The following is a 25,034-nucleotide window of genomic DNA, read 5'->3' on the forward strand; positions in this document are numbered from 1 at the left end:
TTTAATTTACAAAAAAGAGCATCATGCGAGTAAAATCCGCATCATGCTCTTTTTGATATACGTCGCTATGCAGCTGCACTTTCCTAAAGCAGTTCACCAAAGTTATAGATATATTTGTCGGCCTGTTGTATGATCTCCTCTTTTTCATGGTCCGAGTGTATATCATAAACACCAACAGTATAAAAACCTCCCGATTTTGCTCCCTGAATGCCTTTTAAAATGTCCTCAAACACTATGGAGTCAGAAGGTACACATTGGACTTTTCGGACGGCTGCTTCATACACATCCGGATATTCCTTTCCCCTGCCATTCACGTCACGTACCGTTGCAATATGTTCAAAAAAGTGCAAAACTTCGTTGTGCAAAAGCGCTGGTTCGAACAGTTCAGGATCGGATGAAGTTGCTCCTGCAATATGGATACCTTGCTCTTTCAGTATCTCGAGGTATTCTTTGACATGAGGCTTTAACACCACCTTAGATGCATAGGCATCTCTTGCTATATCAAACCACTCTCGTATGATTGATTCCGTCATATCCTTCAATCCGAAACGACTCTTTGTATAATTTGCCGCAACATCATTCTCCATAGAATGAACCATCTTTAGATAATCATCCGGCATCGGAATTCCTCTTCTTCTTAGAAACTCGACATCCACAGATGCCCAGACTCCAATCGAATCCAAAAGTGTACCATCCAAATCAAAAATTGCTGCCTGGAAATTCTTCATTTGATTTTCTCCTCAATTCCCTGTCAATCAGCGAGTTTAAAATACCACCTGCACCAACAACATATAAACCGCGGTTCCGCCTATAATTGAAAGCAATGTATTATGTTTCAACTTGTGCAAGATTGTAACTATCAAAAGTGCAAGGATCTCGGGAATGCCGTGTGTTCTCCCGGTAAATGAGATGTTCCTCAGACAATAGACAACGAGCATGCTCATGATGGCATATGGAAACACATTTCCAAGATAGAGCACAGCCTTTGGTATATGCTTTCGAAATACTGCGAAGGGAAGAATTCTTATCATAATCGTGACAATGGATATCACCGCTATGAGCAGCAAAGTGTATGTATTTTTAGTCATCTATTACCTCTTCCTCCAGCCAGTGCTTTTCTGCAATAAGAACAACTGTGATGATAAGCATGCTCGGTATCAAAAACTGATCCGCTCCGAATATAATCAGACAGATAACTGAAATCGCCAGACCTGTAACCGAGGCAATATGATTTTCTGACTTCTCCCACTGCTCCAGCCATATAATTGCGAACAGAGCTGTCATCGCAAAATCAACCCCCGTCGTGTCAAATGACAAAGCACTCCCTATCAAACCGCCGAGAATACTGCCGAATACCCAGTAGAACTGATCCAGAGCCGAGACATAAAGATAGTATCTTTTTGACTCAACAGATTGTGGCAGATCCGGTGAGCACACCAGCGAAAATGTCTCATCCGTCAGAGAATAGATCAGATACGGTTTGGCCTTTCCCGTATTCTTATAGCGATTCAACATCGTAATTCCATAAAACAGATGTCTGATATTCACCATAATCGTCATCAGTGCCGCTGTAATCAAAGATGCACCACCCGCGATCAGATCCACTGCGACATACTGCATAGACCCGGCATAAATCGATATGCCCATCAGTGCCGCCCACCACCAGCCATAGCCCTTGTCCTGCAGCAAAATGCCAAAACCCATTCCAAGAACCAGATACCCCGCCATTACGGGAATTGAGGCCTTAAAAGCATATTTAAAAGTGTGTTTTTCTACGGCCATATCTTCCAATCAAAACTTCCTTTCCTCGAAATGTAAACCCATATTTTCGTATCCGTGCATCAGGTTTAATAATATTGTGACCTACTCCCACCACTTAAATCTCATGATTTTGAAGTGAGGGCTTCCTGTTCAATAGCCCCAACGGGCTAAGTATCTGCAGGCTATCCCCGTGTGCCCCACGGTTTTTGCCCGGTTACAGGCATTTTTTCGGTGAAGTTATGCACATAATATTTTTCTTCCCTCTTCACGGATATTGATTGCCGCGTTGACATCCCTGTCCATCCGGTTTCCACAACGACACTCATATATCCGCTCCGATAATTTTAATTCTTTTTTTACTGCTCCACATTTACAGCACGTCTTACTTGATGGATAGAACCTATCTATTCTCACCAGCCTCTTTCCCTGATCCGTCAGCTTGTATTCCAGCATTCCCAGAAACATTCCATATCCATTATCCATAACACTCTTCCCAAAGTGCAGACTCCGGCTCATGGTTTTCATGTTCAGATCTTCTACGCACACTGTATCATAACTGTCCGCCAATTTTCTGCCCGGCTTCCGTCTGAAAACACCGCCATACCGCTCATGGCAAAGTCCATTCCCAACATCTTTTCTACCACCTCTTTCTCCTCACTTATTTGGCTCTCATAAGTATAGAGAAGACTGGCATAATATTTTCCGGACGGTTCCTGAGTGACCGTCACCGATTTCAATTGATATTCTTTCGGTATCTGTCGGTGCTGTACCAGTTTTACATGAGACATTTTCGGAAGCTTCAGCTTTCCTTCTTCCAGTTTGATATTTCCATTTACTACATTCGTCGTATAACTTGCACGGCTTCTGTGTTTTGATTTGAACTTTGGAAAACCACTCTGCGGATTTCTAAAAAAGTTCTGATATGCCCTTTCCAGATGAAGCTGCACATTGGCTAGTGCCAGTGAATCCACCTCTTTCAGCCACGGATACTGTTTTTTATAAAAAGCCGGCGTATTCTTCAACCGCTTTTTACTTTTTTGATATTCTTTCATCTTATCTTCCAACATCACGTTGTATAGAAACCGGCAGCATCCAAAGGTTCTTGCAAACTGTTCTCCCTGCTCTTTATTTGGATAGATACGAAATTTTATGGCTTTGTTCATGCTTTCTCACCCTGACTTTCAATATAAGCCCGTATGGTTTCGATTGGTGCTCCTCCTGCACTGAGCAGACAAAAACTCTGGCTCCAGAATGCTTCTTTCCAAAGTTTCTCTCGAATCTGTGGATATTCTTTCTTAATTAACCGACTGCCTGCACTCTTATAGGCATTGATAAATTTGCTGAGTTCGCTTTTCGGCTAAGCCCGGAACATCACATGAACATGATCTCTGTCATGATTCCATTCTTCCAAGGTAATTCCATACTTGGGTGCAATATAAGAAAAAATCTCCTCCGCCCTTTTAGAACTATCATCATCAATCACTTTTCTCCTGTATTTTACGACCATAATCAGATGGTAATACAGGAGGAATACTGAATGTGCATTATTATCCAATTTATTTACATTGATCATCTCTTTTCTCTTATCGACTGATGATAGCATAACACATTTTTGTCATAAGAACAAGTGTTCTCTCCATGTTTTAGAAAAAGTTTTGGAGGATACAGTGCAAAAAGCAACGATCCCTATACTGGTCGCTGTATATAATCTTTTCCAAAGATTTGGACATTATGGTAATTCATCCCGCCACCTGAAGAGGAAGGGGAATTCTTGCTAATTTATGTTAAAAATTCATTACAGGCTGTGGATTGCCCGCAATCGTTCTGGCGGGTTCAGCAAAAGTATCTCACATATGCTCCACTTGCTGAAGTTCTATTAACGGGAGATAAAGGAATTATCTTTTTCAGATTAAATACTATTAACTGATTAGGCAAGGTTACTGCATCAGCTCTTGCGCTATCTTCTATTCCATATTAAACTATAACCATACCAAAACTAGTGCCTCCATATATATGGTATCTGGGGTACCTTTGTACGGACATGGTTTCCTCCCTTTTATCAGACGGCTCGTTTTGCCCTGGGACGCATGCAATATGAATATTCATCTTTTTTTCTGGATGAGTATTCTTTGAACGGAGTAACCCTGAAAAAGGGAGATAAAGTAATCAATATGCATATCCCTTCATCCGGTTCTTTTTCAGAAAAGACTCGAATGGATTCCTACCAAAGAGCATATCGATTTTTTGAGAAAGACTTTCCTGAAAAAACCGTACCCATTGTCTGCAGTTCTTGGCTCCTCTATCCGGGATATCGGGATATTACTGACTCTTGGAGAATCTTTGGAAAGGATGCCGGGAAACCACCTGTTGATTTGCCCAGAGACACTTCTCTGCAAAAAGCTTTTGCAGAATATCTGGAAAAAGGCGGAACTCCAGGTGTTGGTTATGGGATCTTATTTTCCACATGCAGCAAATAAGGCATTCTGGTTGGGGAGATATCATTGGTTATTATTCTAACTCCTGGGTGCTTTATAAACAATCCACGCTCCGTAGACATCGCCCTTCATTTATAGTAGAATGAAAGTACAAAATGTCTGGAGGCCGCTATGAAGCTCAATATTATGCGGGAATTTGTACGGCTGTCTGCCACCCGTAATTATTCTAAAACCGCAGATGAACTGTACATTGCCCAGTCGGCATTAAGCCGGCATATGTCAGCCCTGGAGGATGAATTAAATGTAAAGCTCATTGACCGAACCAGAAATTCCTTTGAGCTTACTCCTATGGGAAAAATAGTCCTTGAGGACTTTAAAAAAATTCTGAAAAACTATGAAGACCTGCTGGACAAGATAGCCAAGCAGACGGAAATCGAAAACGGGGAACTACATCTTGGATTCCTTTATTACGATATGAATTATTATGTGGCAAAAATCCGTCATATTTTCCATAAAAAATATCCAAAAATAAAGCTGATTCTCCACTCCTACCAGCCGATGCAACTGGAGGCAGACTTATTAGAGGGTAAACTTGATGTGGCCTTGATTTATGGTATGTCCGGGTGCTGCCACAGGGATATTGAATATATTCCATTCCTGAAAATCCCTTACTCCTTGATTTACTGTAACAATCACAGGTTTGCATCCCGAAAAGATATCCGTATTTCTGATTTAGACGGAGAAAGACTTCTCTGCCCGGAAGCACCATTTGAGCTCAACCATGTAGGTGATATGCTCGAGAAAATGTTTGCGGAAGGCGGAGCCCATACCTTTAAAAAAATCCAGATTCACAATTATGACGAAGTCCCCTGGCTCATGAAGGAAAACGACGCGATTTATATTTCGCCTATGGTCAACAACCAGGCATACGGCAGTGACACAAAATATCGTTTTCTGCTTCCGGAACTTTACCATACGGATGTCAGCGCTGTCTGGCTGTCTAAGAATACAAATGCTGCCATTCATCTCCTGTGTTCTGCCATCAAGGTCTGTTATCCATGAAATTTCATATTCTTTTATCTCTTTCATGCTGTTTTTGCATAGCTTATCCGAAAATAGAATAAGCTATGCAAAAACAGCATTTTACTTTCCCCCGTATCAGAAATTATAATGATTCTATGGAACAGTGGAAGGTGTGTTTCAAAATTATAATGAATGTGGAGGTGTTTTCTATGAGCAATGAAGTAAAAAAAGATGTACTCGATGTGGAGCCGTATTATCCTGACGTCTATAAATACGGTAATATTATGACAAAACACATCACCTGGGAGGGTGATCCATGGTACGAGGTGGGACAGAGCTATTTTGAAAATTCCTATATTCATGCAGGTCTCTCAGGACTGGAAGAAACTTTTAAAGGTCCTGATGCAGCAAAGCTTCTCTCTGATTGCAGCATCAATAACGTATATAAATGGAAAAGCGGAAAGTGCAAACATCTGGTTGCATTGACTCCGGACGGACTGGTTGCAAATCATGCACTTTTTTTTAAAGATGCTGAAGAAAGTTTCCGCACAACTGCGGGCTGTTCCGTTCCTTATCTTACGGCGCTTCAAAGCGGCAGCTACCAATGTGAATATCTTACCAAAAAAGTATTCATCTTTCAGTTTTCCGGGCCTTTATCTCTGACCATCCTGGAAAAATCGACACAGACAAGCCTGCGCGATGTAAAATTCCTTGATTTTTGCCCAGTCTCAATTCCCGGTATCGAAGCTGAACTGGAAATCTGCCGCATCGGCATGAGCGGGACACTCGCATATGAAGTCCACGGGCCGGCCGAGCTTGGACCAGCTGTCTATGACCACATTTACCAGATTGGGAAGCCAATGGGTATGAAGAGAATGGGCTGGAAGGATTATACTGTAAACCATACATTTGGCGGTTTCGCACAGATGACCGTTAACTTTGAGACATCCCTGTATCAGAGTCCTGAATTTTGTGCAAATGCCCCTTTCCCAATGGTGTGCAAAGGAAGTGTAGACCCAAAGGATATTCGTGCACGCTTTCGGACACCTCTGGAATGTGATTGGGCATGGATGGCAAAGCTCGACCACGAATTTGTAGGCCGGGAAACTCTGGAAAATGAGATTGCAAACCCAAAGAGAAAATTAGTAACCCTAGAATTTAATACAGATGACCTTGCAGATGTTTACCGTTCCCAGTTTACAGACTCTCCATATAAATATATGGATATGCCGTGTGCAGATCCGCAGCCGGCCGGCGGACATCAGGATTATGTAACCGATAAGGACGGGAACGTAATTGGCATTTCCGCTGATCCGACTTTTAGTTCCCATTTCCATACTATGATTTCACATGCGATTCTGGATGTTGATCAGATTGAAGAGGGAAAAGAAGTACTGGTGCAGTGGGGCGACTATGGGAAAAAGATCAAAAATCTCCGGGCATCCATTGCCAGATTCCCGTATATCCATGGTGTAATGGACAATCGTGATTATGATTTAAGTACCGTGCCCTCAGGAATTGAATAATTTATTTTTGCAGTAAACATATTGACGGGAGCTTCTTTGCTAAATAGAAGCTCCCGTCTTTCATAGGGAGGTACGCATTAAATCTGTATATATTGTATCCCAAATATGCTTTGCAGCAAAATCAGAACCAGCTGCCGATGCATGGGCACCATCTTCATAATACATCTCCAGGTTCGGCCAGCTTTTCATATATGGCCACCAGTTTTCGCCCACAGGCGCAAGCAATGCTCCTACTTCCTCCGCAATTTGCCTATGCGCATCAATCATTCTCTGTTGATTATATTCCTCATCTTTTTTCGCCCATGTCATATAAATAACCGGTTTGCTTCCGGTCTCCCGAATCCACGCATTTAATTTTCGAACCGCGTCAAAAAATACATCTTCCGGTCCAAACGGATGAGAATGCTCCTGCAAAACCACATAATCATAATGCCCATAGAAAATATTAAAGCGGACATCCGGCTCGTCCAGATGCTGTGCCAGAAACCAGCCTCCATGTGCGATCATCGTTACTTCACAATCATACCCACATTCTCTGGCTCTGGCAGCCACCATCCCGGGCATATCATTAAAATACGTATGACTGTTACCTATAAATAAAATTCTCAGTTTTTTGTCCTTTGTCAAAATTATACACCTTACTTTTCTTTGAAATCTTCTCACATTCTCTGGATATCTGCTCAAAATTCATCTGATCCTCTTCACCCAATTGTAGCAATTCCGGGTAATATTCCAATGCTCCCATCCCTGTACTTCCGACTATTCCCAGTCTTTGGACAGGGCGGACTGACACCGGAGATACACCTCTGGAAAGCAACATTCTGTCCACCAGCAACCGTCCCCATCCATCCGGAAGGCTGTCTGCAAATACACCAAATATGCCTTCAAAATTGCCCGATTTAGGCAAAAAAACTTTTTCGTCCAACGGCAAACTAAAGGGACTTATATCTGCTATTTTTATCAGTGAAACAAAAGAAATCTCTCCGGTCTGCTCAAAACGTTTTAAAGATGCAAGACTAACTCCTGCCCTCTTACTCAATTCTACCTGTGTCAGTTTTCTTTTCTTTCTTTTTTTCTTTTCCTGCAAAGCAATATCCTTTGCGATTTCTTGTGGAAACTTAAATCCGCCAAGCATTTCCCCCTCCATAAAGGCTATTATTTTATCTTATATTTTATTAGTTAATTACAAATTATAAGGCTTTACATACCTTCTTCCGTACAATTGGCAGCATCAATGGCGATTACAAGCATCATCCCCATTAACTCATCCGCCGGATTATCTATATCAATCACATAGGTATCACCGAAGCGGAGTAATTGCTTGGAAATGTGTATAATCGGTCTGCCACTGGAATACACATCATAATTCCAGCCAAAGAAGTCACCCTCCACGCTCCACTCATTACAGTCAATCTCATATTTGGGTTTCAAGAACGTTAATTTCTTCTGGATTCTTCCTCTTGTCACTCCACCAATCTCAATCTCAAATGCCGGAAGGAATGTAAGCAGCTTTTGCTTTATCATGCCTATCTCATTCCGATTTGCATCGTATATATGAAGTCTGTGCCCCAGTGCTATCAGTTCTGCTTTTACAAGGTATCTAACTCGTTCACTTTCATCATAGATATCATAGGAATCTGTCCAGGAAAACACTCGTTGTTTTATAAGTAATTTCATCAATTTTTCCCCTTTCGTTTTAGAGAAAATCCATATTTTTTATCTGCGTATAACATGATGAAATTATATCATACTTTCTATAATATTTCTTTTAAATTTATTCTATATTTTGCCTTAAGGTACAATTAAAGAAACGCTTTAGTGGGGAGGGTATAGTGGAAACAGTACTCCTTGAATCTACACTTTCTGCTTGTTTCTTAAAACGATAACAGCTTAAAATTGCACCTCGCACTTCTGTTTCGTTCAGAACAGGTACGATTGTTGCGATCATTGTTATTCGTTTCATCCTGACAGAGGCTGGATAAATGTCACGGGTTCCACTCAGGATTTCATTCACAATGTCCTCATCTATCTCGGTAACTACCTCTGTCAGCTTTTTCGAAATAAGGCTGTCACCAGTTTCATTGATCAACATCTCAAACTTTTTGTTTACATTTGTGATAATTCCGTTCCGATTGATCTTTATAATACCATTGATGGATGTGTCCAACACAGTTTCCATTTCGGCATTATAATCCTGTTCCGTCTCAACGGCAAACATTTCCCCACAATTCGGATATTATCGCCTTGATTGATCGTTCTGTAGGACAGGTGGCGATTGTGCCTGCTTTTGAACGTTGGGTGTGCGGCACGTTTCTGAAAGAAGTTTACAAAACCCCTGTCAAGGTCACGTAAAGACTGTTGCAATGCAATCGAATCCACCGCTTTTAGAAATGCAAAATCTTCACACTTTTTCAGGTCTGTAAGCATGGCAGATGTTTGTGCATAGCCAACTTTATTTCCATTCTTAAACGCATCTTCACGCATAGCAAGACCTCGGTTGTAGATGAGTCTGCAGCAGCCAAGGGTTTGATTGATTAAGTTTTTCTGCTCCCTGTTTGGGTAGATTCTAAACTTTATTCCTTTTTGCATGATCCCACCCTGTCCTTTGGTCTTTGCGATGTTTACTTTGGATCCCACACCACATGATATTGGCAAGAATAGCCTACGTTGTCATTTGACTTATATGTAATGATACCAGAGTCCCAAGGTCATGCGTTTCATGCTCGCATGAAAAAGCATGACCTTGGGACCCGAACAAACATGAGAAAGCAACCCGATTAGGGTGTATTTCGAATGTTTGTAAGATTGTGAGAGCTCGAAGAGCGTAACAATCTGTGTATCATTAGCGTCAAAATACCTTTTGACGCTTTCATCAAGTAATATCTATATTTGAATTATACAATATGGTTTTATCTTATACAAGTACATTTGTTCCATCTTCAATTACTTGCGCAAATTCGATGGAAGTGTCTTATATCCCCATAGCTAAAGCAAGGGGTTTTACGACACATGGGATAAATCTTTACCGGGAAATTTTCGTTGTATATTGAAAGAGCCGCACTCACATGCTATGATTTAATATATCTGAAAACATCATGATCCTACCTGTTCCTAACCTTAAGGAGGTGGCACAATTGTCTTTCCTACCAAATGATCCCAGCCAGCAGCAACTTTCTTTTCTTGATCCTTATAATACATTGACTGACCGCGAAAAGAAGGCTCTTAACCAGTCCTGGGCAAAATACTTTTTTGATCATATCTTCTCAAATATTGATGAGATGCCCTATGCCGTTCTATACAGTGATAAAGAATCCAAGCCCAATACTCCGGTCAATATTCAGGTCGGAGCTTTGATTATAAAAGAACTCCTCGGTTTATCGGATGAGGAGTTCATGAATGCTCTGATGTTTGATATTCGTTTTCAATATGCACTACACACAACTTCTTATATCGAGCAGCCTCTCAGTGTCAGAACCTTAAGCCGCTTTCGTGAGCGGTGCAGCACTTATAAGAAGGAGAGCGGGATTGATCTTCTGTGCAGCACACTTGAATCCTTATCTGATGAGTTAAACGAGATTTTGCATGTCGATCATTCTCTTAGACGAGTTGACAGCCTGACTGTTTGTGCCAACATTGAGAAAATGAACCAGCTGGAACTTCTCTATAACTGCGTTTCAAACCTTGTGAAAGAAATCCATGCAAATGGAGACTCTCTCCCGGAAGAACTGGTACATTATACACAAACTGATGACCGTAACGGCATCATTAACCATAATCGAAGTGAGGAGACCACAGATAAGATTAATACTCTCCTTGCGGATGCTCAAACACTAAAATCATTCTGTGGATCCGAATATGATGAGTCCAGCTGCTACCAGCTGCTTCTTCGTGTATTAAAAGAACACATGGCAGATGGTGCATCTGTTATTAAAAGCACTTGATGCAACCCTAACACACTGTAGAACCACCCTATGATACACGGAAATAAAAGGGGACTGCCTGGGCAGCCCCCTCATTCATTTTCCTGTTTTTACTCTTTCATAATTGTCTTCAACAGCCTTCCAGTTAATCACATTGTAGAAGGCTTTTACATAATCAGCACGGACATTCTTATACTTCAGATAATAAGCATGCTCCCACACATCAATTCCAAGAATCGGAACATATCCCGTTCCTTCCATCAGCGGATTGTCCTGATTGGGACTGGAGGACAACTTAATATTCCCGGCCTGATTTGCCGACAGCCATGCCCACCCAGATCCAAATTGACCGACAGCAAGCGCTGATAGCCTATCCTGGAACGAGGAAAATCCTCCGAAAGCATCATCCAGAAGTTTTCCAAAGGTTCCGCCGGGTTCTCCCCCGCCATTCGGAGCAATTGTGGAGAAGTAGAGGTTATGGTTATAAAACCCTCCGCCGTTATTTCGGATAGTCTTGCGCAGCCCCTCATCGGGAATCGAGTCCAGAGAAGAAAGAAGACCTTCGATATCCTTGTCAATCCCTGCTTTTTGTACGGCATCATTCAGATTATTCGTGTAAGTTACGTGGTGTTTGGAGTAATGGGTTTCCATTGTAAGTGCGTCAATATAAGGTTCAAGAGCATCATAAGAATATGGCAGTTTATATTGTGTAAACATAGGCAAAACCTCCTTATTAACTGTAAATTCAAGTGTTTGGTTAGTTATTGCTAACTTATGGATTTATCATACCAAACTATACTGAATATGTCAAGTTATAATAAATAAAAATAAACCTCTTCTCTTCTTTCCTATATTCAAATTCTTTTGTTTCGTGTATACTATGAGTTAAAGGTAAAAAGTATTTCCCCCAATCCTAAAAACATTCACAATCCACCTGTGGCGGATTATATCAGAGGTATACTACATGGCAATTAACCCTACAGCAAAGAAAATATTAAAGGCTTTATCTTTTGATGGAATCGAAGTAGAAGCCTCCAGACATCTGGCAGACCTAAAGAGGCTGGATCCTTTAAAGATTTTCTACAAGAAGATAGATTATCCGATCTATAACGGAGCACATGAAGTCCCCACCAGAATCTTTTTTCCACATGAGCGAGCATATGACAATTTCGAGACTAATCAATATAAAGTCATGATTTTTATTCACGGCGGAGGCTGGGTAACGGAAAGCATTGACAATTATGAGCGAATTTGCGCAAGACTTGCGAATGCCACCGAGCATGTTGTAGTCTCAATTGATTATCGGCTGGCACCGGAGAATAAATTCCCGACAGGTCTCGAAGACTGTTATGCCGTGACAAAAGCAATCTTTACCAATCAGTTTATTCTGAATACACAGCCGGAGGATATTACACTGATTGGCGACAGTGCGGGAGGGAATCTGACTGCTGCTCTCTCTCTGGCGGCGAGAGATAAAGGAGAGTTCATACCTCATCGGCAGATACTCATCTACCCGGCACTTTATAATGATTACTCTGAAAGGTCGCCATTTCCTTCCGTGAGGGAAAATGGTTCTGACTACTTACTTACTGCCGGAAAGATGCAGGATTATACCGATCTTTATGCCAAAGATGAAAACGATAAACAAAATCCATACTTTGCTCCTCTTCTGGAACAAGATCTGTCGAACCAGCCGGACACCCTTCTGATCACAGCCGAATATGACCCCTTAAGGGATGAAGGGGAAACCTATGGACGGAAACTTCGCGAAGCAGGAAATTATGTGGAAATCAGACGTATACCGGATGCACTGCACGGCTATTTTGCTTTAGGTATCAAAAATTCAAATGTAAGAAAGAGTTTCGATTATATAAACCGCTTTCTTGAAAACGAATCGGACAGGGAGGTGTAAAGAAGTGCCAAAAAGAGCACACTGGAGGAAGCTGGATAATGCCGCAAAACTATACTCTGCGACGAGTAACAAAAAGGATACACGAGTATTTCGGTTTTATTGTATTTTAAAGGAAGACATAGATCCTCGGAAACTGCAAGAGGCTCTTGATAAGACACTCCTTGTCTATCCTGTTTTCTTATCTGTCATGCGAAAAGGTCTCTTCTGGCATTATCTGGAGAATAGTACGCTTCATCCGGAAGTTGTAAAAGAACACAGAGAACCTTGCAGTACTCTATATATTAGGGATAAAAGGACTCTCTTATTTGAAGTCACCTATTTCAAAAACAGAATTAATCTTGAAGTTTTTCACGCACTAACCGATGGTACCGGAGCAACTGAATTTTTACGGGAATTGATAAAGAATTATCTCTGTCTCTCTCATAAATCAGAGGGACTTTCCGATATTTCCCTGACAGATCCAGACATTACCATACAAGATCAGGAAAATGACAGTTTTTCAAAATATTATACAAAGATGCAAAAACCAAAAGAGAAAAAGCCAAAAGCAGTACAGATAAAAAACCTTCAAAGAGAAACCGGACTTTTAAATATTGATGAACGAATTCTTTCTGTAAAGTATGTTCTCGCCCGCTCGCGAGAACTTGGCGTATCTATGACCGTATTTTTAACCGCCGTATATATGATGGCCATTCATCAGGAAATGTCCCATCGTCAGGAAAAAGATCCGGTTGTTCTCATGATTCCTGTCAATTTGAGAAAATTTTTCCCTTCTAATTCTATGCTTAACTTTTTTAACTGGATTGAGCCTGGATATCATTTTGACAAAGGCAGAGACACCTTTGAAGATGTCTTAATCTATGTAAAGGAGTACTTCAACACAGAACTGACTCTGGAACAGGTTTCCCGCCATATGAGCGAACTGGTTGCCCTGGAAATGCACCCTGTGCTCAGACTCGCCCCTCTGGAGTTAAAGAACCTGTGCATTCGGGCCGGTGCCTATTACGCAGAAAAATATGTTACTGCGATTTTCTCTAACATGAGTGCTGTTCACATGCCAGAAGCGTATTCCCCCTATATCGAACGTTTCGGTGTGTTCACCAATACACCGAAGATGGAACTTTGCGTGTGTTCTTTCGAGGATAAACTCTCCCTGGGATTCACTTCCCGTTATGAGACAACAAACATTCAGCGTAATTTTTATAGGATTTTGGAAGAACAGGGAATTCATGCGGAGAAACCCGAACCCGAATATCCCGAGCCAGACGTCCCCAGAAAATTGAAAGTTCGTATCTTTCACATCTATTCCTTTATTTGTCTGGCAGCGATACTCGCTTTCATCGCATTGAATTTTATGTTTCATCCAAAAACTCACTGGTCTTTATTCACCGCTGCCGGAATCGGCAGTATGTGGCTTGCAACCTGGATTGGTGTTTCGAAAAGATATAACCTGATGAAGAACCTCATGTGGCAGCTGATCCTGATGTCAGCAGGATCTTTCCTCTGGGATCTCTCAACAGGATGGCACGGCTGGTCCGTGGATTTTATACTCCCTGCCGTCTGTATCTCCGTTTCGCTCTCTCTGTTGATAATCGCAAAAATACAGGGACAAAGTGCGAGAGAATATATGATTTATTTTGTCATGTCAGGGTTATATGGAACTATATTACCATTAATCCTCCTCCTTGCAGGTGTAACAAAATTTCAGATTTTATCCCTCGTCTGTATTATCGTATGTTCTCTGATCCTACTGTCACTGCTCATCTTCCGATGGAAAGAACTCCAGGAAGAGATGAAAAAAAAATTTCATGTATAAACATACCGGCAGTGACTTCAAGTTCACTGCCGGTATGTTTTATAGATACAATTGTCACCTATACTGTTTTTTCAGCTGCAGGATTTCCAAAAGCCAACTTCATGGCAAACGGATTCGTAAACATAGAAATCACGAAGCAGACAAGATACATAGGAATAAAGGTTCCAAAAAAAGCAAAGATAAATCCCGGAAACTGTCTTACGTTATAAGCATTTAAGATCAATCCAATGATCACTACAAAGATAAGACAGACTGGAATATTCCCCAAGAGTCTCCCTGCAAAAGACTCCGGCGGCTGTTTGAACAGCTTTGAAAATTTTTCTGCAATCAGCGGAATTGGCACTGCCAGATTGACGATACATGCCAGCAGAAATGCAATCACAATATTTTCCATGATGTTGGAAAATACCATGGGAATTCCCATAACTAATGGTGCTGTGACAGACATGACAATCGCCATAGGTATGTTGTTGACAAGGTTCAGAACGACCACCGATTTTAAAGATGGTTTTTGTTTCATTTTGACAATCCTCCTTTTAATGGCCTGCAGCAACTGAATTATTTCTCCAAACAGCTTACTCTAGGCTGGTATCTACAGAATAACAGTTTTGTGCAGAATTACAATATCTATTTTTAGTGTTTGCCATAAGTAAATGTGATTTGTTTGTATAATCTCTTTAAATTAGATTTTCTATTTTGTATATTTTTCACAATAATACCTTCTCCTCGAATACGCTATACGGATTTTATTTGTTTTAATAAGTTTTTCTTATAAGATGTCGCACCGACCTTCGCTATAACTTCCCATGATTTTCGAACAGGTTTACTTTTATTGACAACAAATCGTATCAAAGCTATACTTATTTCGTATGACTTTTTAATTTTGAAAACTATAGTTCAATGTACGAGGAAACTCTTGTTTCGATCCTATATAGAGAAAGGCAATATTTATGACAAAAAAACAACTGGCACTTGAGGTAATTGAGCGTTTAAAGAAAGAGTATCCCGATGCAGGCTGCACACTGGATTATAACGAGGCCTGGAAACTGCTTGTCAGTGTTCGCCTCGCCGCTCAGTGCACCGATGCCCGGGTAAATGTAGTCGTACAGGATTTATATGAAAAATTTCCGGATGTTGATGCTCTGGCCACAGCAGATGTAAAGGAGATCGAAGACATCGTAAGGCCCTGTGGACTTGGAAAAACAAAGGCACGGGATATCAGTGCCTGTATGAAAATATTGAAGGAAGAATATGATGGAAAGGTTCCGAATGATTTCAATCAGCTTCTAAAACTTCCAGGCGTAGGCCGAAAAAGTGCAAATCTTATTATGGGAGATGTCTTTGGAGCACCTGCCATCGTGACCGATACGCACTGCATCCGCCTGACAAACCGCATCGGTCTTGTAGATCAAATCAAAGAACCAAAGAAAGTAGAGATGGCACTTTGGAAGATCATTCCGCCTGAAGAGGGTAATAATTTTTGCCATCGTCTGGTTATCCACGGCAGAGAAATATGTACAGCACGAAAAAAACCGTTCTGCGATAAATGCTGCCTCCATGACCTTTGTGAAAAGAATGGCGTGGAACCTGTTCCTGCCAGATAGGCAGAAAGGATGCTCACTTATGAATGAACATGAAAGATTTTCCACCCGCCGTCCTGGTATTATCGGCGGGCAACATTTTCATCAATACTCCGTACTGATCCCATTGATTTTAGCTTCTGACGATATTTATCTATTGTTCGAAAAACGTTCTGGATCCTTAAAGCATCAGCCCGGGGAAATCTGCTTTCCCGGAGGAAAACAGGAAAAGAACGAAAGTTTCGAAGAATGTGCCCTCCGCGAAACTATGGAAGAGTTGCTAGTTTCTTCTGAACAGATCGAAATCTTCGGTCCGGGTGATGTCTACATATCTCCTTTTAATCAGATACTCCACTCTTTTATAGGAACACTTCATAACTATCAAAACACATTCAGTACAGATGAAGTTGAAAAACTCATCAAAATCCCACTGAATTTTTTCAGAAAACAAGAACCAGAGAAATATGACAGCAGTGTCATTAATTGTCCACCGGAAAATTTTCCTTATGATAGTATTCCCCACGGTGAACAATACCCATGGAAAAAAGGGACGCATGAGATATTATTCTATCACTATGAAGATACAATTCTGTGGGGTATGACTGCACAGATCGCCAAATCTGCCGTAGACCTGATTGATGAATACCACCTGCTATAAAATTCCCACTCGATAAACCTTCGATTTTTACATTTTTATGGATAGATATTCGTCCCACCGCGCAAAACAGTCTGCACCTTTTGCGGCGTTAAAAGGTTATGAAGAAGCGATCCAAAGAAAAGAAGAAATCTTTTCTCCGTACGCGGAGCTCTCTGATGACAGAAAAGAAGAACTGGACTGGAAACTGCGTATGCTCAGTTACCACGATATGATTACCGCAACCTATTTTCAAAAAAATACAGCCCTCCCAGGCTGCTTTGGAAACTATCAGACAGATACCGGAAACATAGAATACCTGAACTCAAAGAAAATACGTGTCAGCGGAACAGACATTGATCTGGAAAATCTTGTGGATCTTCAGGGAAAATGCTTTTTTAAAGGGACAAAATCTTTTTCTTAAAGTTCTGTCCCTTTATAGATCATCTCATGAATTACAGTGGCGGTTTTGGGAATCCCTCCAGCTTATCAAATTCTGGATTGAAATAATAATAGTTTCTGGGATCCAGTTTATCCTTCGTCTTCTCGAGAGCTTCTCCAAATCGCTGAAAGTGGACAATTTCGCGAGCTCTCAGGAATTTCAACGGCTCCCTTACCTCAGGATCTGTGATCATTCGAAGCAGGTTATCATACACAGTTCTGGCTTTTTGTTCTGCCGCAAGGTCTTCTGTCAGGTCTGTGATCGCATCACCTTTTGCTGTGAACTCCAATGCTGAAAATGGCAGTCCGGCTGCTGCCTGCGGCCATAACGCTTTTGTATGGTCGACATAATAGGCATCGAATCCTGCCGTTTTAGCTTCCTCTATGGTAAGATCTCTTGTAAGCTGATAAACCATAGCACATATCATTTCCATATGTGCCAGTTCCTCTGTTCCTATATCCGTCAACAATCCTCCAACTTCTTTTACCGGCATGGTATAGCGCTGAGCGAGGTATCGCATGGAAGCACTCAGTTCACCATCCGGTCCTCCATACTGGCTGATAATCATCTGAGCCGTTTTTGGACAGGTCTTTGTAATTTTTACCGGAAATTGAAGTCGCTTTTCATAGTTCCACATTTAAACACACGCTCCTTCCCATGGGGCCGGCCCCAGTGCCCACAAGTTCTCTTGTCCTGCTCTGCTGCATTTTGCAATACAGTCACAGGTAAGAGGATAGAACTTCTCGGCAAATTCATGCATAAGCTCCGCTCTTTCTCTCACTTTGTCTGTCAACACATGTAAAGCATCCCGATCCTCACAATGGGTATCCAGATACAACGTCAGATCGTTTACAAAGAAAGAAACTTTATTTATTTTATCCATCAGCTGTTCCCGTTCCATCTGTTGTGGATCCACAGCAGCGGATCTTTTTCCCTGGGTAAGCGGGCTGTCTGTTGCAGGACACGTAACAAAAAATGGCTTATTCAAGTCAGGAAATACTGTTCCATTCGTCAAAGCCGTATTCTCATCAAACAACTGTCCCCACTTCTGACAGGGGACCGATGCAATTGCAAGTGACTCATTTGTAAATGATTCATTTGGCTCCATAATCATATCCACCTTTCTTTTAAAATATCAAAAAATTTTGACACGAATAGTATTTGTATTAATGGACATATTACTAAGGCAAAATTTTTTAAATAACCCAAAGAATAGAAAATAATAATCAATTCATCACCGCAAACACTTCCTTTTATCTCTTATTTTTCCATCATGCAATAGTCGACAGGTATATAAACGAAGCTTGTTTAAAAATCTCTTGTCGGAAACTGCCCTTAATCTGTCCCCAATCTTAAAGAAAACTGCTTAAAGAAATTCTTGTCGGAATGATTGATTTTATAAATGAACTATGTTAATATATAAGAGTTGCAAAACACTGCTTTAGCAGTGGGCTGCTATCTCCTAAGGTTACGTAAAATATAACCCTTAGGAAAAAGGAAAATGGTTACAAGTAAAAATTTTTAATAGATGTCTCTGTAGCTCAGTGGATAGAGCATTCGCCTCCTAAGCGAAGGGTCGGACGTTCAAATCGTCTCAGGGACGCCAAAAATTCCGCCGAAAACGTTGATTTTACAAGGTTTTCGGCGTTTCTTATTTTCTGAGAGAAATTGAACTTGGAGCAAACGGCGATTAGCAGGAGCGATTCTTGCTAATCAGATTGAGTAAAATGGAATCGAACTCTTGATTTTCTTCAGTGAGTGTTTATGGTTTAGATTTTAGGCGAGATTGCAGTATAATTAATAGAAGATGAATCGAAAAACTTAAATTTGAAGGATGGTTATTATGTGTAAATATAAAATTGTGCGGCTGGTTGATACGCCCGAAAGCAAGAATGAGATGGCTAATTGGTTTCATGAAAAATGGGGCGTTCCACTTGAAGCATATACGGAAAGTATGGAAGAATGCTTGAAGAAGAAAAACGGTGTCCCACAGTGGTATGTTGCTATCTCTGACGGAGAGATTATCGGTGGTCTGGGTGTCATAGAAAATGACTTTCATGACAGAAAGGACTTATCGCCCAACGTGTGTGCAGTTTATGTTGAAGAAGAATATCGTTGTAATGGTATAGCGGGTGAACTGCTATATTATGTATGCGAAGATATGAAAGCCAATGGAATAGATAAACTATATTTGGTTACAGACCACACTACTTTTTATGAAAGATATGGTTGGAAATTTTTATGCATGGTTCAAGGAGATGGTGAACCTGACATGACACGAATGTATATTTATGAGTAATACAAGTCCGATTTACACCTTTGAGCATCTTACAGCTTGCAGGTATAATGAAATAGGGGGGACGTATATGGATCAAAAAGACTATATTCAAAAAGGTCTGTTCGCAAAGGCTCTATTAAAAGTTATTTGCGTAGAAGTATTGAATGCGTTTCGGATGGAAAGATGGGTGTTGTATCATTAATATATGCAATGATGGATAGGGGCAAAGCAGAGGAAAAACTCTATAAGCTGATGGAAACAAATAAGGAATCTTATTATATGATCTATAGCGTTCCGCTTGATACAGATTTGATTAGACTTGAGCATTATCCATCAATAGCAATATCGAGGATTGATACGATGAAACAATTCCTGTGGTGAAAGATGAAGATCTCCAATTAAACCGCGTTCTTATGAAAATCTTAATAATTTCTCATGCAATAAATCACAAATATGGCCACTGTGTTTAGTAAAATGATAAAGTGTCATGTTTTGCCTGAAAGGAGCTGAAAGCTATGAATGATAAAGTTCTCGTTGTTGATGATGAGCATGAAATAGCAGATTTAATAGAAGTATATCTGCAAAATGAAAATTATGAAGTGTTAAAGTTTTATTCTGCCAAGGAAGCCCTTGCCTGTATTGAAGCGACGGAGCTTGACCTTGCAATTCTGGATATTATGCTGCCGGACATCAGTGGTTTCACGCTTTGCCAGAAAATACGGGAAAGGCAGTACACTTACCCCATCATTATGCTAACTGCTAAAGATGAAGAAATTGATAAAATTACCGGTCTTACATTGGGTGCTGACGATTATATCACCAAGCCCTTTCGCCCGCTTGAAGTCGTGGCACGAGTGAAAGCACAATTAAGGCGATATAAAAAATATAACCCTGGGTATGGGGAAGATGTGGAAAAAGATATCATCCTTCATTCCGGCCTTGTAATGAATATTAAAACACATGAGTGTCTCTTAAACGAAGAGCCGCTTACACTGACACCTACGGAATTTTCAATTTTGCGTATCCTTCTAGAGCATAAAGGCAATGTTGTAAGTGCAGAGGATTTATTCCATAAGATTTGGAGGGACGAATATTACAGCAAGAGCAACAATACGATCACTGTCCACGTTCGTCATCTCCGAGAAAAAATGAATGATACTGTTGAAAATCCCAAATATATTAAAACAATATGGGGGGTAGGATATAAAATTGAAGGCTAAAAATAAAAGACAATTTGATTATACCCGTTTACAAATTAAAATTTTGTTTGCCCTGATTGGAGTAATAGCCGCCTCCCTTTTTGCTTTTGTTCTAATGTACTTTTTCCATTGGAATAGCATCGGCGGAAGATGGATTACTCAGATAGCAGCAGATTTCCTTCAAGTGGGTCTTTTCGTGGTACAAAATATATACCCTCCATTTTTCATCTTGTTAGTATTGCTTATCTGTGCAGGGCTTTTTTTTATAATTCGCGCATTTTTGCGCTATGTTACCAAGCCACTGTCCGATGTTGAGCAGAGTCTGGGAATGCTTCTCATCGACAATTCCGAGGAAATCCGCCTGCCGGAAGAACTCACTGCCATCACCCAAAGGCTAAACGCCATGAAACAAACCTTGGAACGACGGAAGCTGGAAGCGCAATCAGCCGAACAACGTAAAAATGAGCTCGTGGTGTACCTTGCACACGACATTCGCACTCCACTTACTTCTGTAATAGGATATTTAAGTTTGCTGGAAGAAGTGGAAAATATGCCACTGGAGCAGAGAAAAAAGTACACACATATTGCGCTCGACAAATCATACAGACTGGAAAAAATGATCAATGAATTTTTTGAAATAACCCGGTATAATCTACAACAAATCCAAATAGAAAAAATGGATATAGACCTCTACTACATGTTGGTACAATTAACTGATGAACTGCTGCCCATTTTGTCAAGCCACGGAAACACTGCCGTTTTACATGCAGACGAAGAATTAATGATCTATGGCGATTCTGAAAAGCTGGGGCGGGTTTTTACCAATGTTCTGAAAAATGCAGCTGCTTATAGCTTCCCGAATACAGAAATTCACATCATAGCCCAAAAAAGCGAAGATACTGTAACAATCACATTTCAAAACACGGGAGATACCATACCCCCTGAAAAATGCGCCACTATATTTGAAAAGTTTTATCGTCTTGATGAAGCTCGAACAAGCGATACCGGAGGGGCAGGATTGGGACTTGCAATTGCTAAAGAGATTATTATTTTGCATGGTGGTTCAATTACTGTGGAAAGTCATGAACATCTAACTTCTTTTGTTATTACACTTCCGTTAAATCACACCGCATCTTAGTATTTTCTTAGGAATTTATCAAGAAAGTATTAAATTTGAGGCGGTACAGATGAGTTATACTGTAGTTAATAAATTGCGAAGATTTTATATTCAACTACAGTATAAAAACGGGGGACATTTCATGGACATTATTACAATTTTTCAAGTATTGCTCCGATGGGGTGTATTTGCACTCATCGGAGGCCTTTTATTAGCGCTTACCATTTTTGCAGGCTACATGATCTATAAAAAGGCGTTTCATGGTCAGAGGAGTATGTCAAAAACGCAGGGTATTATCCTGTTTTTTTTATCCTGTTGGCTGTTGCTGGTATTGGCGCTGACCACCTTAAGCCGCGGCGCAAACTTTACCGACAGCTTCAATATTGACTTTTTCAGCGCCTACGTCAACGCATGGAATAAGTGGTCGATCAGCGAATTACAGCTTATTATCTTCAACATGCTGATGTTTACGCCGTTGGGATTTTTATTGCCGCTTTTCTGGAAGAAAGCAGAGAAGTTTGAGGTAATCTTTTTCGTGTCTGTCGGGCTGACTGTCTGTATTGAAATCCTACAATTATTGACGGGAACGGGGATATTCGAGCTGGATGATCTATTTCACAACTGCATTGGAAGCCTATTTGGATACTTTTGTACCATGGCAGTGCTTTCCGTTATCAGGGAAAAGCGCATTCGTTTGGCTCCCATTGGCAAAGTGCTAATATTCCCATGTTTCATTGGAATGATCATCGGCACCGTGTCTTTGGTTTATGCGCGGCAGCCTTACGGAAACATGCCCATTCTTCCTGCGGTAAGGCAGGATATGTCAAGGACTCAGATTACCACTGACCTCTCCTTAGCAGATCAACCGGCCACGGCCTCCCTATACAAAAACGCCTATACGGGGGATCAGGATTATATAGAACGAATGGCAGCTCAGCTTTCCGAATCGGAAGAGGTTACCTTTGCCGGTATTCAACGACGTGAAGGCGAAAACCGTGTTTACACGGGCAAAAACCCCACCAGTGAGGAGGTTCAGCTCAACTTCTTTTTTAGGACAGGACATTGGCGCTACACAACATGGCATGATACCACCAAGTTGACGGTGGAAGCGGCAAAGAACCGTGGGGCCTTTTATAAAAACTGGCTAAAGGAAAGTGGATTGCTTCCCGATACCGCTGTTTTTACATTACAAAACAACGATACGCTTCGATGGGACGTACCGGAAAAGAACAACCTGTCAATTGCCAAAACCGCATTTACATCCGGCTCTGTCCTCATGCAGTTTGACAGCAATTTGGAGCTTGCGTCCATGGATTATGGAATCAGCTGGAATGAATATGTAACAACGGAAGAAATTATTTCTCCCAAAGCGGCCTTTGAACAGGTTGAAGATGGAAACTTTGAACAATATGTCCCCTTCCGGCAAGGAGATATCCTGTGGGTAAAAGAATGTAAGCTCACTTATGTTTACGATACCAAAGGATTTTATCAGCCTGTTTATCGATTTACCGGATATATCAACAATAAGGATAATTCATGGGATTGTCAGATCCCTGCTTTGGCAAGATAACACTTGATGTTTTTGGATTTTTCAAGACGGATAGGAAGGCGCATATTGGGTTTTTATCTGGTTTGTATGCACCTTCATTACGAAATAATATGAATCAGTTACATCGCCTTACGGCCATCTTCTGTTGTGTCAAGGGTATGCATTATACACATTCACAAAAGAAATATTTGACGCGTCTCTACATCCTGAGTGTCCTGATGGCCGTGTTTCAGGCATATGCACAGGCTGAATTAAATATGATCCGAACTTGGTTTTCTATATGTCTAATCATCTATATACTGGATATGAAGGAAAAAAATCCAGAAAGATATAAATGGACACTATGTGCTTATATCATTTATCAGGTTTTCGCCTGTATTATTAATGCTATTCTGGTTTTCCAAAGCAGCGCTTATTCAGAGACTTTTTTCATCTATCTCTTTCCTGCACTCATGGGGAGTATTTTTGCTTTGGATGGCGGACTTGTGTATGTTACCGTTGGCCTGGTCATATACCTTTTTCAAGATGATAAAGTGAAATTATCTGTGAGCTATAGCTTAGGTGTTGCTGCTTATACTTTTTTAATGGCATATCCGGTTATTCCAGCGGTTCTTTTTAGAATTCGGCAATTTTTTCCATTTGGTGATATCATAAGTGATGTTTTTACTTATCTGTTAGAAGCGATTATAGGAATTGAACCTATGCAGATGAGCTCTGATCTGCTTCACGAAAGTTACCAATGGATGATGATATTTGCCTTACCTTTTGTGCTGTTATATAATGAAAAAAAAGGCCATAATTTGAAATGGTTTTTCTATATATTCTACCCAGTACATATTATTCTCTTCTGGTTCATTTCTCACAAAGTATTTGGCCTTGCATAAGCATCCAAAATAATAAGTCCGACATCCTATTCAACCTTGTTGTTCAAGAAAGTAATGATCATGAAAACGAATTAATTTCTTCTATGCTCATAAATACATCTTCAAATTTTAAGGATTCCCCGACCGCAAAAACGTCTTTTTCTAAATCATATGATAATTCGAGGCGTTCACGCATTCTTCGAATCACAAAGTATGGATTTTTTAACATTCAGTTTTGACCCTTTGACACGATAGCTGTCACCCGTTATACTTAGCATATGGCAGTGATGAAGCAGCCGGTCAAGAATCGTTGTTGCCACAAGCTGTCCGGATATCATTTCATGATACAGTTGATCTACCAGTTCCTTTGCATTCACAAAAAGTACAGTTTTCCGAGTTCTTCAATCTTGTCTTTGTCCAGCGTATGATTGAAACTGTAATCAATGTCATTCCGTGTTGCCGGCGAATCGGAGCAAACAGCGATTAGCAGGAGCAATTCTTTGTTCAATGACTCGTTAAGTGGACTTAAAAGTTTCTAATTTTTAGATGGAATTGTGATATAATTGTTGTAGGATAAAAGATAAAATTGAATTTGGAGGGTTATCATATGCGCATAAACTTTAACGAAATAGAGGAGCAAAAGGTATCTGGAATGAATGGTGGCACGGGAGAAATGTCAGCCAAAATGTTTATGAACGAAAATGGTAAAATCATTCCATGCCGTATTCATGCGGGTGGCTCTATTGGTATTCACACTCATAAAACAAGTGATGATATTAACTATATCCTGTCAGGTTCCGGCAAAGCGATATGTAATGGTGTGGAAGAAGTTCTTGCTGCGGGAATCTGTCATATATGCCCGAAAGGTTCTGAGCATAGCATCATTAACACTGGTGATAATGATTTAGTTATGTTGACAGTTGTTGTAGAACGGTAACTTAGAATCTGCGGAGGAGATGACTATATGGATTTGGCAGGA

General features: G+C 40.6%; 31 protein-coding genes, 1 tRNA gene and 1 pseudogene. 17 read left to right on the top strand and 16 right to left on the bottom strand.

Annotation, left to right across the window (positions count from 1 at the left end):
• Nucleotides 1-83 precede the first annotated feature (83 nt).
• The 6 genes and pseudogenes from INP51_RS15740 to tnpA form a co-directional block, all read right to left on the bottom strand.
• Entirely contained in the window at nt 84-728 is a 645-nt protein-coding gene (locus INP51_RS15740) for an HAD family hydrolase (RefSeq protein ID WP_193735684.1), read from the bottom strand.
• 36 nt (nt 729-764) lie between these two features.
• Complete coding sequence (locus tag INP51_RS15745; protein ID WP_193735685.1) at nt 765-1,088, bottom strand: branched-chain amino acid transporter permease; 324 nt, start codon at nt 1,086-1,088, stop codon at nt 765-767.
• Nucleotides 1,081-1,782: an AzlC family ABC transporter permease gene (locus tag INP51_RS15750; protein WP_193735686.1), complete on the bottom strand. Its 702-nt coding sequence runs from the start codon at nt 1,780-1,782 to the stop codon at nt 1,081-1,083. The genes INP51_RS15745 and INP51_RS15750 overlap by 8 nt, the downstream gene beginning before the upstream one ends.
• 216 nt (nt 1,783-1,998) lie before the next feature.
• The gene (locus INP51_RS16385; protein WP_329602316.1) at nt 1,999-2,307 is read right to left on the bottom strand and encodes an RNA-guided endonuclease InsQ/TnpB family protein; all 309 of its coding nucleotides are present in this window, start codon (nt 2,305-2,307) and stop codon (nt 1,999-2,001) included.
• The gene (locus tag INP51_RS15755) at nt 2,298-2,924 is read right to left on the bottom strand and encodes an RNA-guided endonuclease TnpB family protein (protein ID WP_329602317.1); all 627 of its coding nucleotides are present in this window, start codon (nt 2,922-2,924) and stop codon (nt 2,298-2,300) included. Before INP51_RS15755 ends, INP51_RS16385 begins: the two co-directional genes overlap by 10 nt.
• Nucleotides 2,921-3,334: pseudogene (gene tnpA / locus INP51_RS15760) on the bottom strand (IS200/IS605 family transposase). The gene INP51_RS15755 and the pseudogene tnpA overlap by 4 nt, the downstream one beginning before the upstream one ends.
• 505 nt (nt 3,335-3,839) lie before the next feature.
• Between tnpA and INP51_RS15765 the strand changes: the two are divergent.
• From INP51_RS15765 to INP51_RS15775, 3 genes are all read left to right on the top strand, one after another.
• Nucleotides 3,840-4,238, top strand: a complete 399-nt coding sequence (locus INP51_RS15765) for a hypothetical protein (protein ID WP_268885835.1) — start codon at nt 3,840-3,842, stop codon at nt 4,236-4,238.
• Nucleotides 4,239-4,367: 129 nt separating this feature from the next.
• On the top strand, nt 4,368-5,258 hold the full coding sequence (locus tag INP51_RS15770) for a LysR family transcriptional regulator (protein WP_193735688.1): 891 nt from the start codon (nt 4,368-4,370) through the stop codon (nt 5,256-5,258).
• A gap of 170 nt (nt 5,259-5,428) precedes the next feature.
• A complete protein-coding gene (locus INP51_RS15775) occupies nt 5,429-6,745 on the top strand; it encodes an aminomethyl transferase family protein (protein WP_193735689.1) in 1,317 nt (438 codons plus the stop codon).
• Between the two features lie 60 nt (nt 6,746-6,805).
• Here the strand turns inward: INP51_RS15775 and INP51_RS15780 are convergent, their stop codons facing one another.
• The 5 genes from INP51_RS15780 to INP51_RS15800 form a co-directional block, all read right to left on the bottom strand.
• Nucleotides 6,806-7,372 (bottom strand): SGNH/GDSL hydrolase family protein, encoded by a 567-nt coding sequence (locus tag INP51_RS15780; RefSeq protein ID WP_193735690.1) that lies wholly within the window; start codon nt 7,370-7,372, stop codon nt 6,806-6,808.
• The gene (locus INP51_RS15785) at nt 7,332-7,892 is read right to left on the bottom strand and encodes a HipA N-terminal domain-containing protein (protein ID WP_193735691.1); all 561 of its coding nucleotides are present in this window, start codon (nt 7,890-7,892) and stop codon (nt 7,332-7,334) included. Before INP51_RS15785 ends, INP51_RS15780 begins: the two co-directional genes overlap by 41 nt.
• Nucleotides 7,893-7,945: 53 nt before the next feature.
• The gene (locus tag INP51_RS15790) at nt 7,946-8,422 is read right to left on the bottom strand and encodes an LURP-one-related/scramblase family protein (RefSeq protein WP_193735692.1); all 477 of its coding nucleotides are present in this window, start codon (nt 8,420-8,422) and stop codon (nt 7,946-7,948) included.
• Nucleotides 8,423-8,519: 97 nt separating this feature from the next.
• Nucleotides 8,520-8,924, bottom strand: coding sequence for a PAS domain-containing protein (locus tag INP51_RS15795; RefSeq protein ID WP_193735693.1), 405 nt, complete (start codon nt 8,922-8,924; stop codon nt 8,520-8,522).
• Entirely contained in the window at nt 8,885-9,334 is a 450-nt protein-coding gene (locus tag INP51_RS15800) for a helix-turn-helix domain-containing protein (RefSeq protein ID WP_230406835.1), read from the bottom strand. Before INP51_RS15800 ends, INP51_RS15795 begins: the two co-directional genes overlap by 40 nt.
• 545 nt (nt 9,335-9,879) lie before the next feature.
• Here INP51_RS15800 and INP51_RS16275 point away from each other — a divergent pair.
• The gene (locus INP51_RS16275; RefSeq protein ID WP_230406836.1) at nt 9,880-10,686 is read left to right on the top strand and encodes a transposase; all 807 of its coding nucleotides are present in this window, start codon (nt 9,880-9,882) and stop codon (nt 10,684-10,686) included.
• Nucleotides 10,687-10,761: 75 nt separating this feature from the next.
• On the opposite strand, the gene INP51_RS15810 is transcribed toward INP51_RS16275, so the two are convergent.
• Complete coding sequence (locus tag INP51_RS15810; RefSeq protein WP_193735694.1) at nt 10,762-11,382, bottom strand: superoxide dismutase; 621 nt, start codon at nt 11,380-11,382, stop codon at nt 10,762-10,764.
• A gap of 247 nt (nt 11,383-11,629) precedes the next feature.
• Here INP51_RS15810 and INP51_RS15815 point away from each other — a divergent pair, with 247 nt between their 5' ends.
• Nucleotides 11,630-12,577, top strand: coding sequence for an alpha/beta hydrolase (locus tag INP51_RS15815; protein ID WP_193735695.1), 948 nt, complete (start codon nt 11,630-11,632; stop codon nt 12,575-12,577).
• Nucleotides 12,578-12,764: 187 nt separating this feature from the next.
• Complete coding sequence (locus tag INP51_RS15820; protein ID WP_408610556.1) at nt 12,765-14,393, top strand: DUF6320 domain-containing protein; 1,629 nt, start codon at nt 12,765-12,767, stop codon at nt 14,391-14,393.
• Between the two features lie 58 nt (nt 14,394-14,451).
• Here the strand turns inward: INP51_RS15820 and INP51_RS15825 are convergent, their stop codons facing one another.
• Complete coding sequence (locus INP51_RS15825) at nt 14,452-14,913, bottom strand: hypothetical protein (protein WP_193735697.1); 462 nt, start codon at nt 14,911-14,913, stop codon at nt 14,452-14,454.
• Between the two features lie 430 nt (nt 14,914-15,343).
• Here INP51_RS15825 and INP51_RS15830 point away from each other — a divergent pair, with 430 nt between their 5' ends.
• Genes INP51_RS15830 through INP51_RS15840 form a run of 3 tightly spaced genes read left to right on the top strand, consistent with a single transcriptional unit; the run spans nt 15,344 to nt 17,031 of the window.
• Nucleotides 15,344-15,997: an endonuclease III domain-containing protein gene (locus INP51_RS15830; protein WP_193735698.1), complete on the top strand. Its 654-nt coding sequence runs from the start codon at nt 15,344-15,346 to the stop codon at nt 15,995-15,997.
• A gap of 19 nt (nt 15,998-16,016) precedes the next feature.
• A complete protein-coding gene (locus INP51_RS15835) occupies nt 16,017-16,631 on the top strand; it encodes an NUDIX hydrolase (protein ID WP_193735699.1) in 615 nt (204 codons plus the stop codon).
• Nucleotides 16,632-16,668: 37 nt separating this feature from the next.
• Nucleotides 16,669-17,031, top strand: coding sequence for a hypothetical protein (locus tag INP51_RS15840; RefSeq protein WP_193735700.1), 363 nt, complete (start codon nt 16,669-16,671; stop codon nt 17,029-17,031).
• A gap of 31 nt (nt 17,032-17,062) precedes the next feature.
• Here the strand turns inward: INP51_RS15840 and INP51_RS15845 are convergent, their stop codons facing one another.
• Nucleotides 17,063-17,686: a manganese catalase family protein gene (locus INP51_RS15845; protein ID WP_193735701.1), complete on the bottom strand. Its 624-nt coding sequence runs from the start codon at nt 17,684-17,686 to the stop codon at nt 17,063-17,065.
• Nucleotides 17,687-18,157, bottom strand: a complete 471-nt coding sequence (locus INP51_RS15850; RefSeq protein ID WP_230406837.1) for a spore coat protein CotJB — start codon at nt 18,155-18,157, stop codon at nt 17,687-17,689. It abuts the gene before it with no gap.
• A 422-nt stretch (nt 18,158-18,579) separates the two neighbouring features.
• Here INP51_RS15850 and INP51_RS15855 point away from each other — a divergent pair.
• From INP51_RS15855 to INP51_RS15885, 7 genes are all read left to right on the top strand, one after another.
• A tRNA-Arg gene (locus tag INP51_RS15855) sits at nt 18,580-18,655 on the top strand.
• Between the two features lie 237 nt (nt 18,656-18,892).
• Nucleotides 18,893-19,348: a GNAT family N-acetyltransferase gene (locus INP51_RS15860; RefSeq protein ID WP_193735703.1), complete on the top strand. Its 456-nt coding sequence runs from the start codon at nt 18,893-18,895 to the stop codon at nt 19,346-19,348.
• Between the two features lie 231 nt (nt 19,349-19,579).
• Nucleotides 19,580-19,708, top strand: coding sequence for a hypothetical protein (locus INP51_RS16345; protein WP_268885805.1), 129 nt, complete (start codon nt 19,580-19,582; stop codon nt 19,706-19,708).
• 134 nt (nt 19,709-19,842) lie between these two features.
• Nucleotides 19,843-20,547, top strand: a complete 705-nt coding sequence (gene vanR, locus INP51_RS15870; protein WP_193735704.1) for a VanR-ABDEGLN family response regulator transcription factor — start codon at nt 19,843-19,845, stop codon at nt 20,545-20,547.
• Complete coding sequence (locus INP51_RS15875; protein ID WP_329602318.1) at nt 20,537-21,664, top strand: sensor histidine kinase; 1,128 nt, start codon at nt 20,537-20,539, stop codon at nt 21,662-21,664. Before vanR ends, INP51_RS15875 begins: the two co-directional genes overlap by 11 nt.
• A gap of 49 nt (nt 21,665-21,713) precedes the next feature.
• Nucleotides 21,714-23,213, top strand: coding sequence for a VanZ family protein (locus tag INP51_RS15880; protein ID WP_193735705.1), 1,500 nt, complete (start codon nt 21,714-21,716; stop codon nt 23,211-23,213).
• A 284-nt stretch (nt 23,214-23,497) separates the two neighbouring features.
• Nucleotides 23,498-24,076 (top strand): TraX family protein, encoded by a 579-nt coding sequence (locus tag INP51_RS15885; RefSeq protein WP_230406838.1) that lies wholly within the window; start codon nt 23,498-23,500, stop codon nt 24,074-24,076.
• A 167-nt stretch (nt 24,077-24,243) separates the two neighbouring features.
• Here INP51_RS15885 and INP51_RS15890 read toward each other — a convergent pair whose 3' ends face one another.
• On the bottom strand, nt 24,244-24,432 hold the full coding sequence (locus INP51_RS15890) for an ATP-binding protein (RefSeq protein WP_193735707.1): 189 nt from the start codon (nt 24,430-24,432) through the stop codon (nt 24,244-24,246).
• Between the two features lie 230 nt (nt 24,433-24,662).
• On the opposite strand from INP51_RS15890, the gene INP51_RS15895 reads away from it, so the two are divergent.
• Entirely contained in the window at nt 24,663-24,992 is a 330-nt protein-coding gene (locus INP51_RS15895) for a cupin domain-containing protein (RefSeq protein ID WP_193735708.1), read from the top strand.
• Nucleotides 24,993-25,034: the final 42 nt, after the last annotated feature.

The sequence above is a fragment of the Blautia liquoris genome (assembly GCF_015159595.1).
Taxonomy (GTDB): Bacteria; Bacillota; Clostridia; order Lachnospirales; family Lachnospiraceae; genus Novisyntrophococcus; species Novisyntrophococcus liquoris.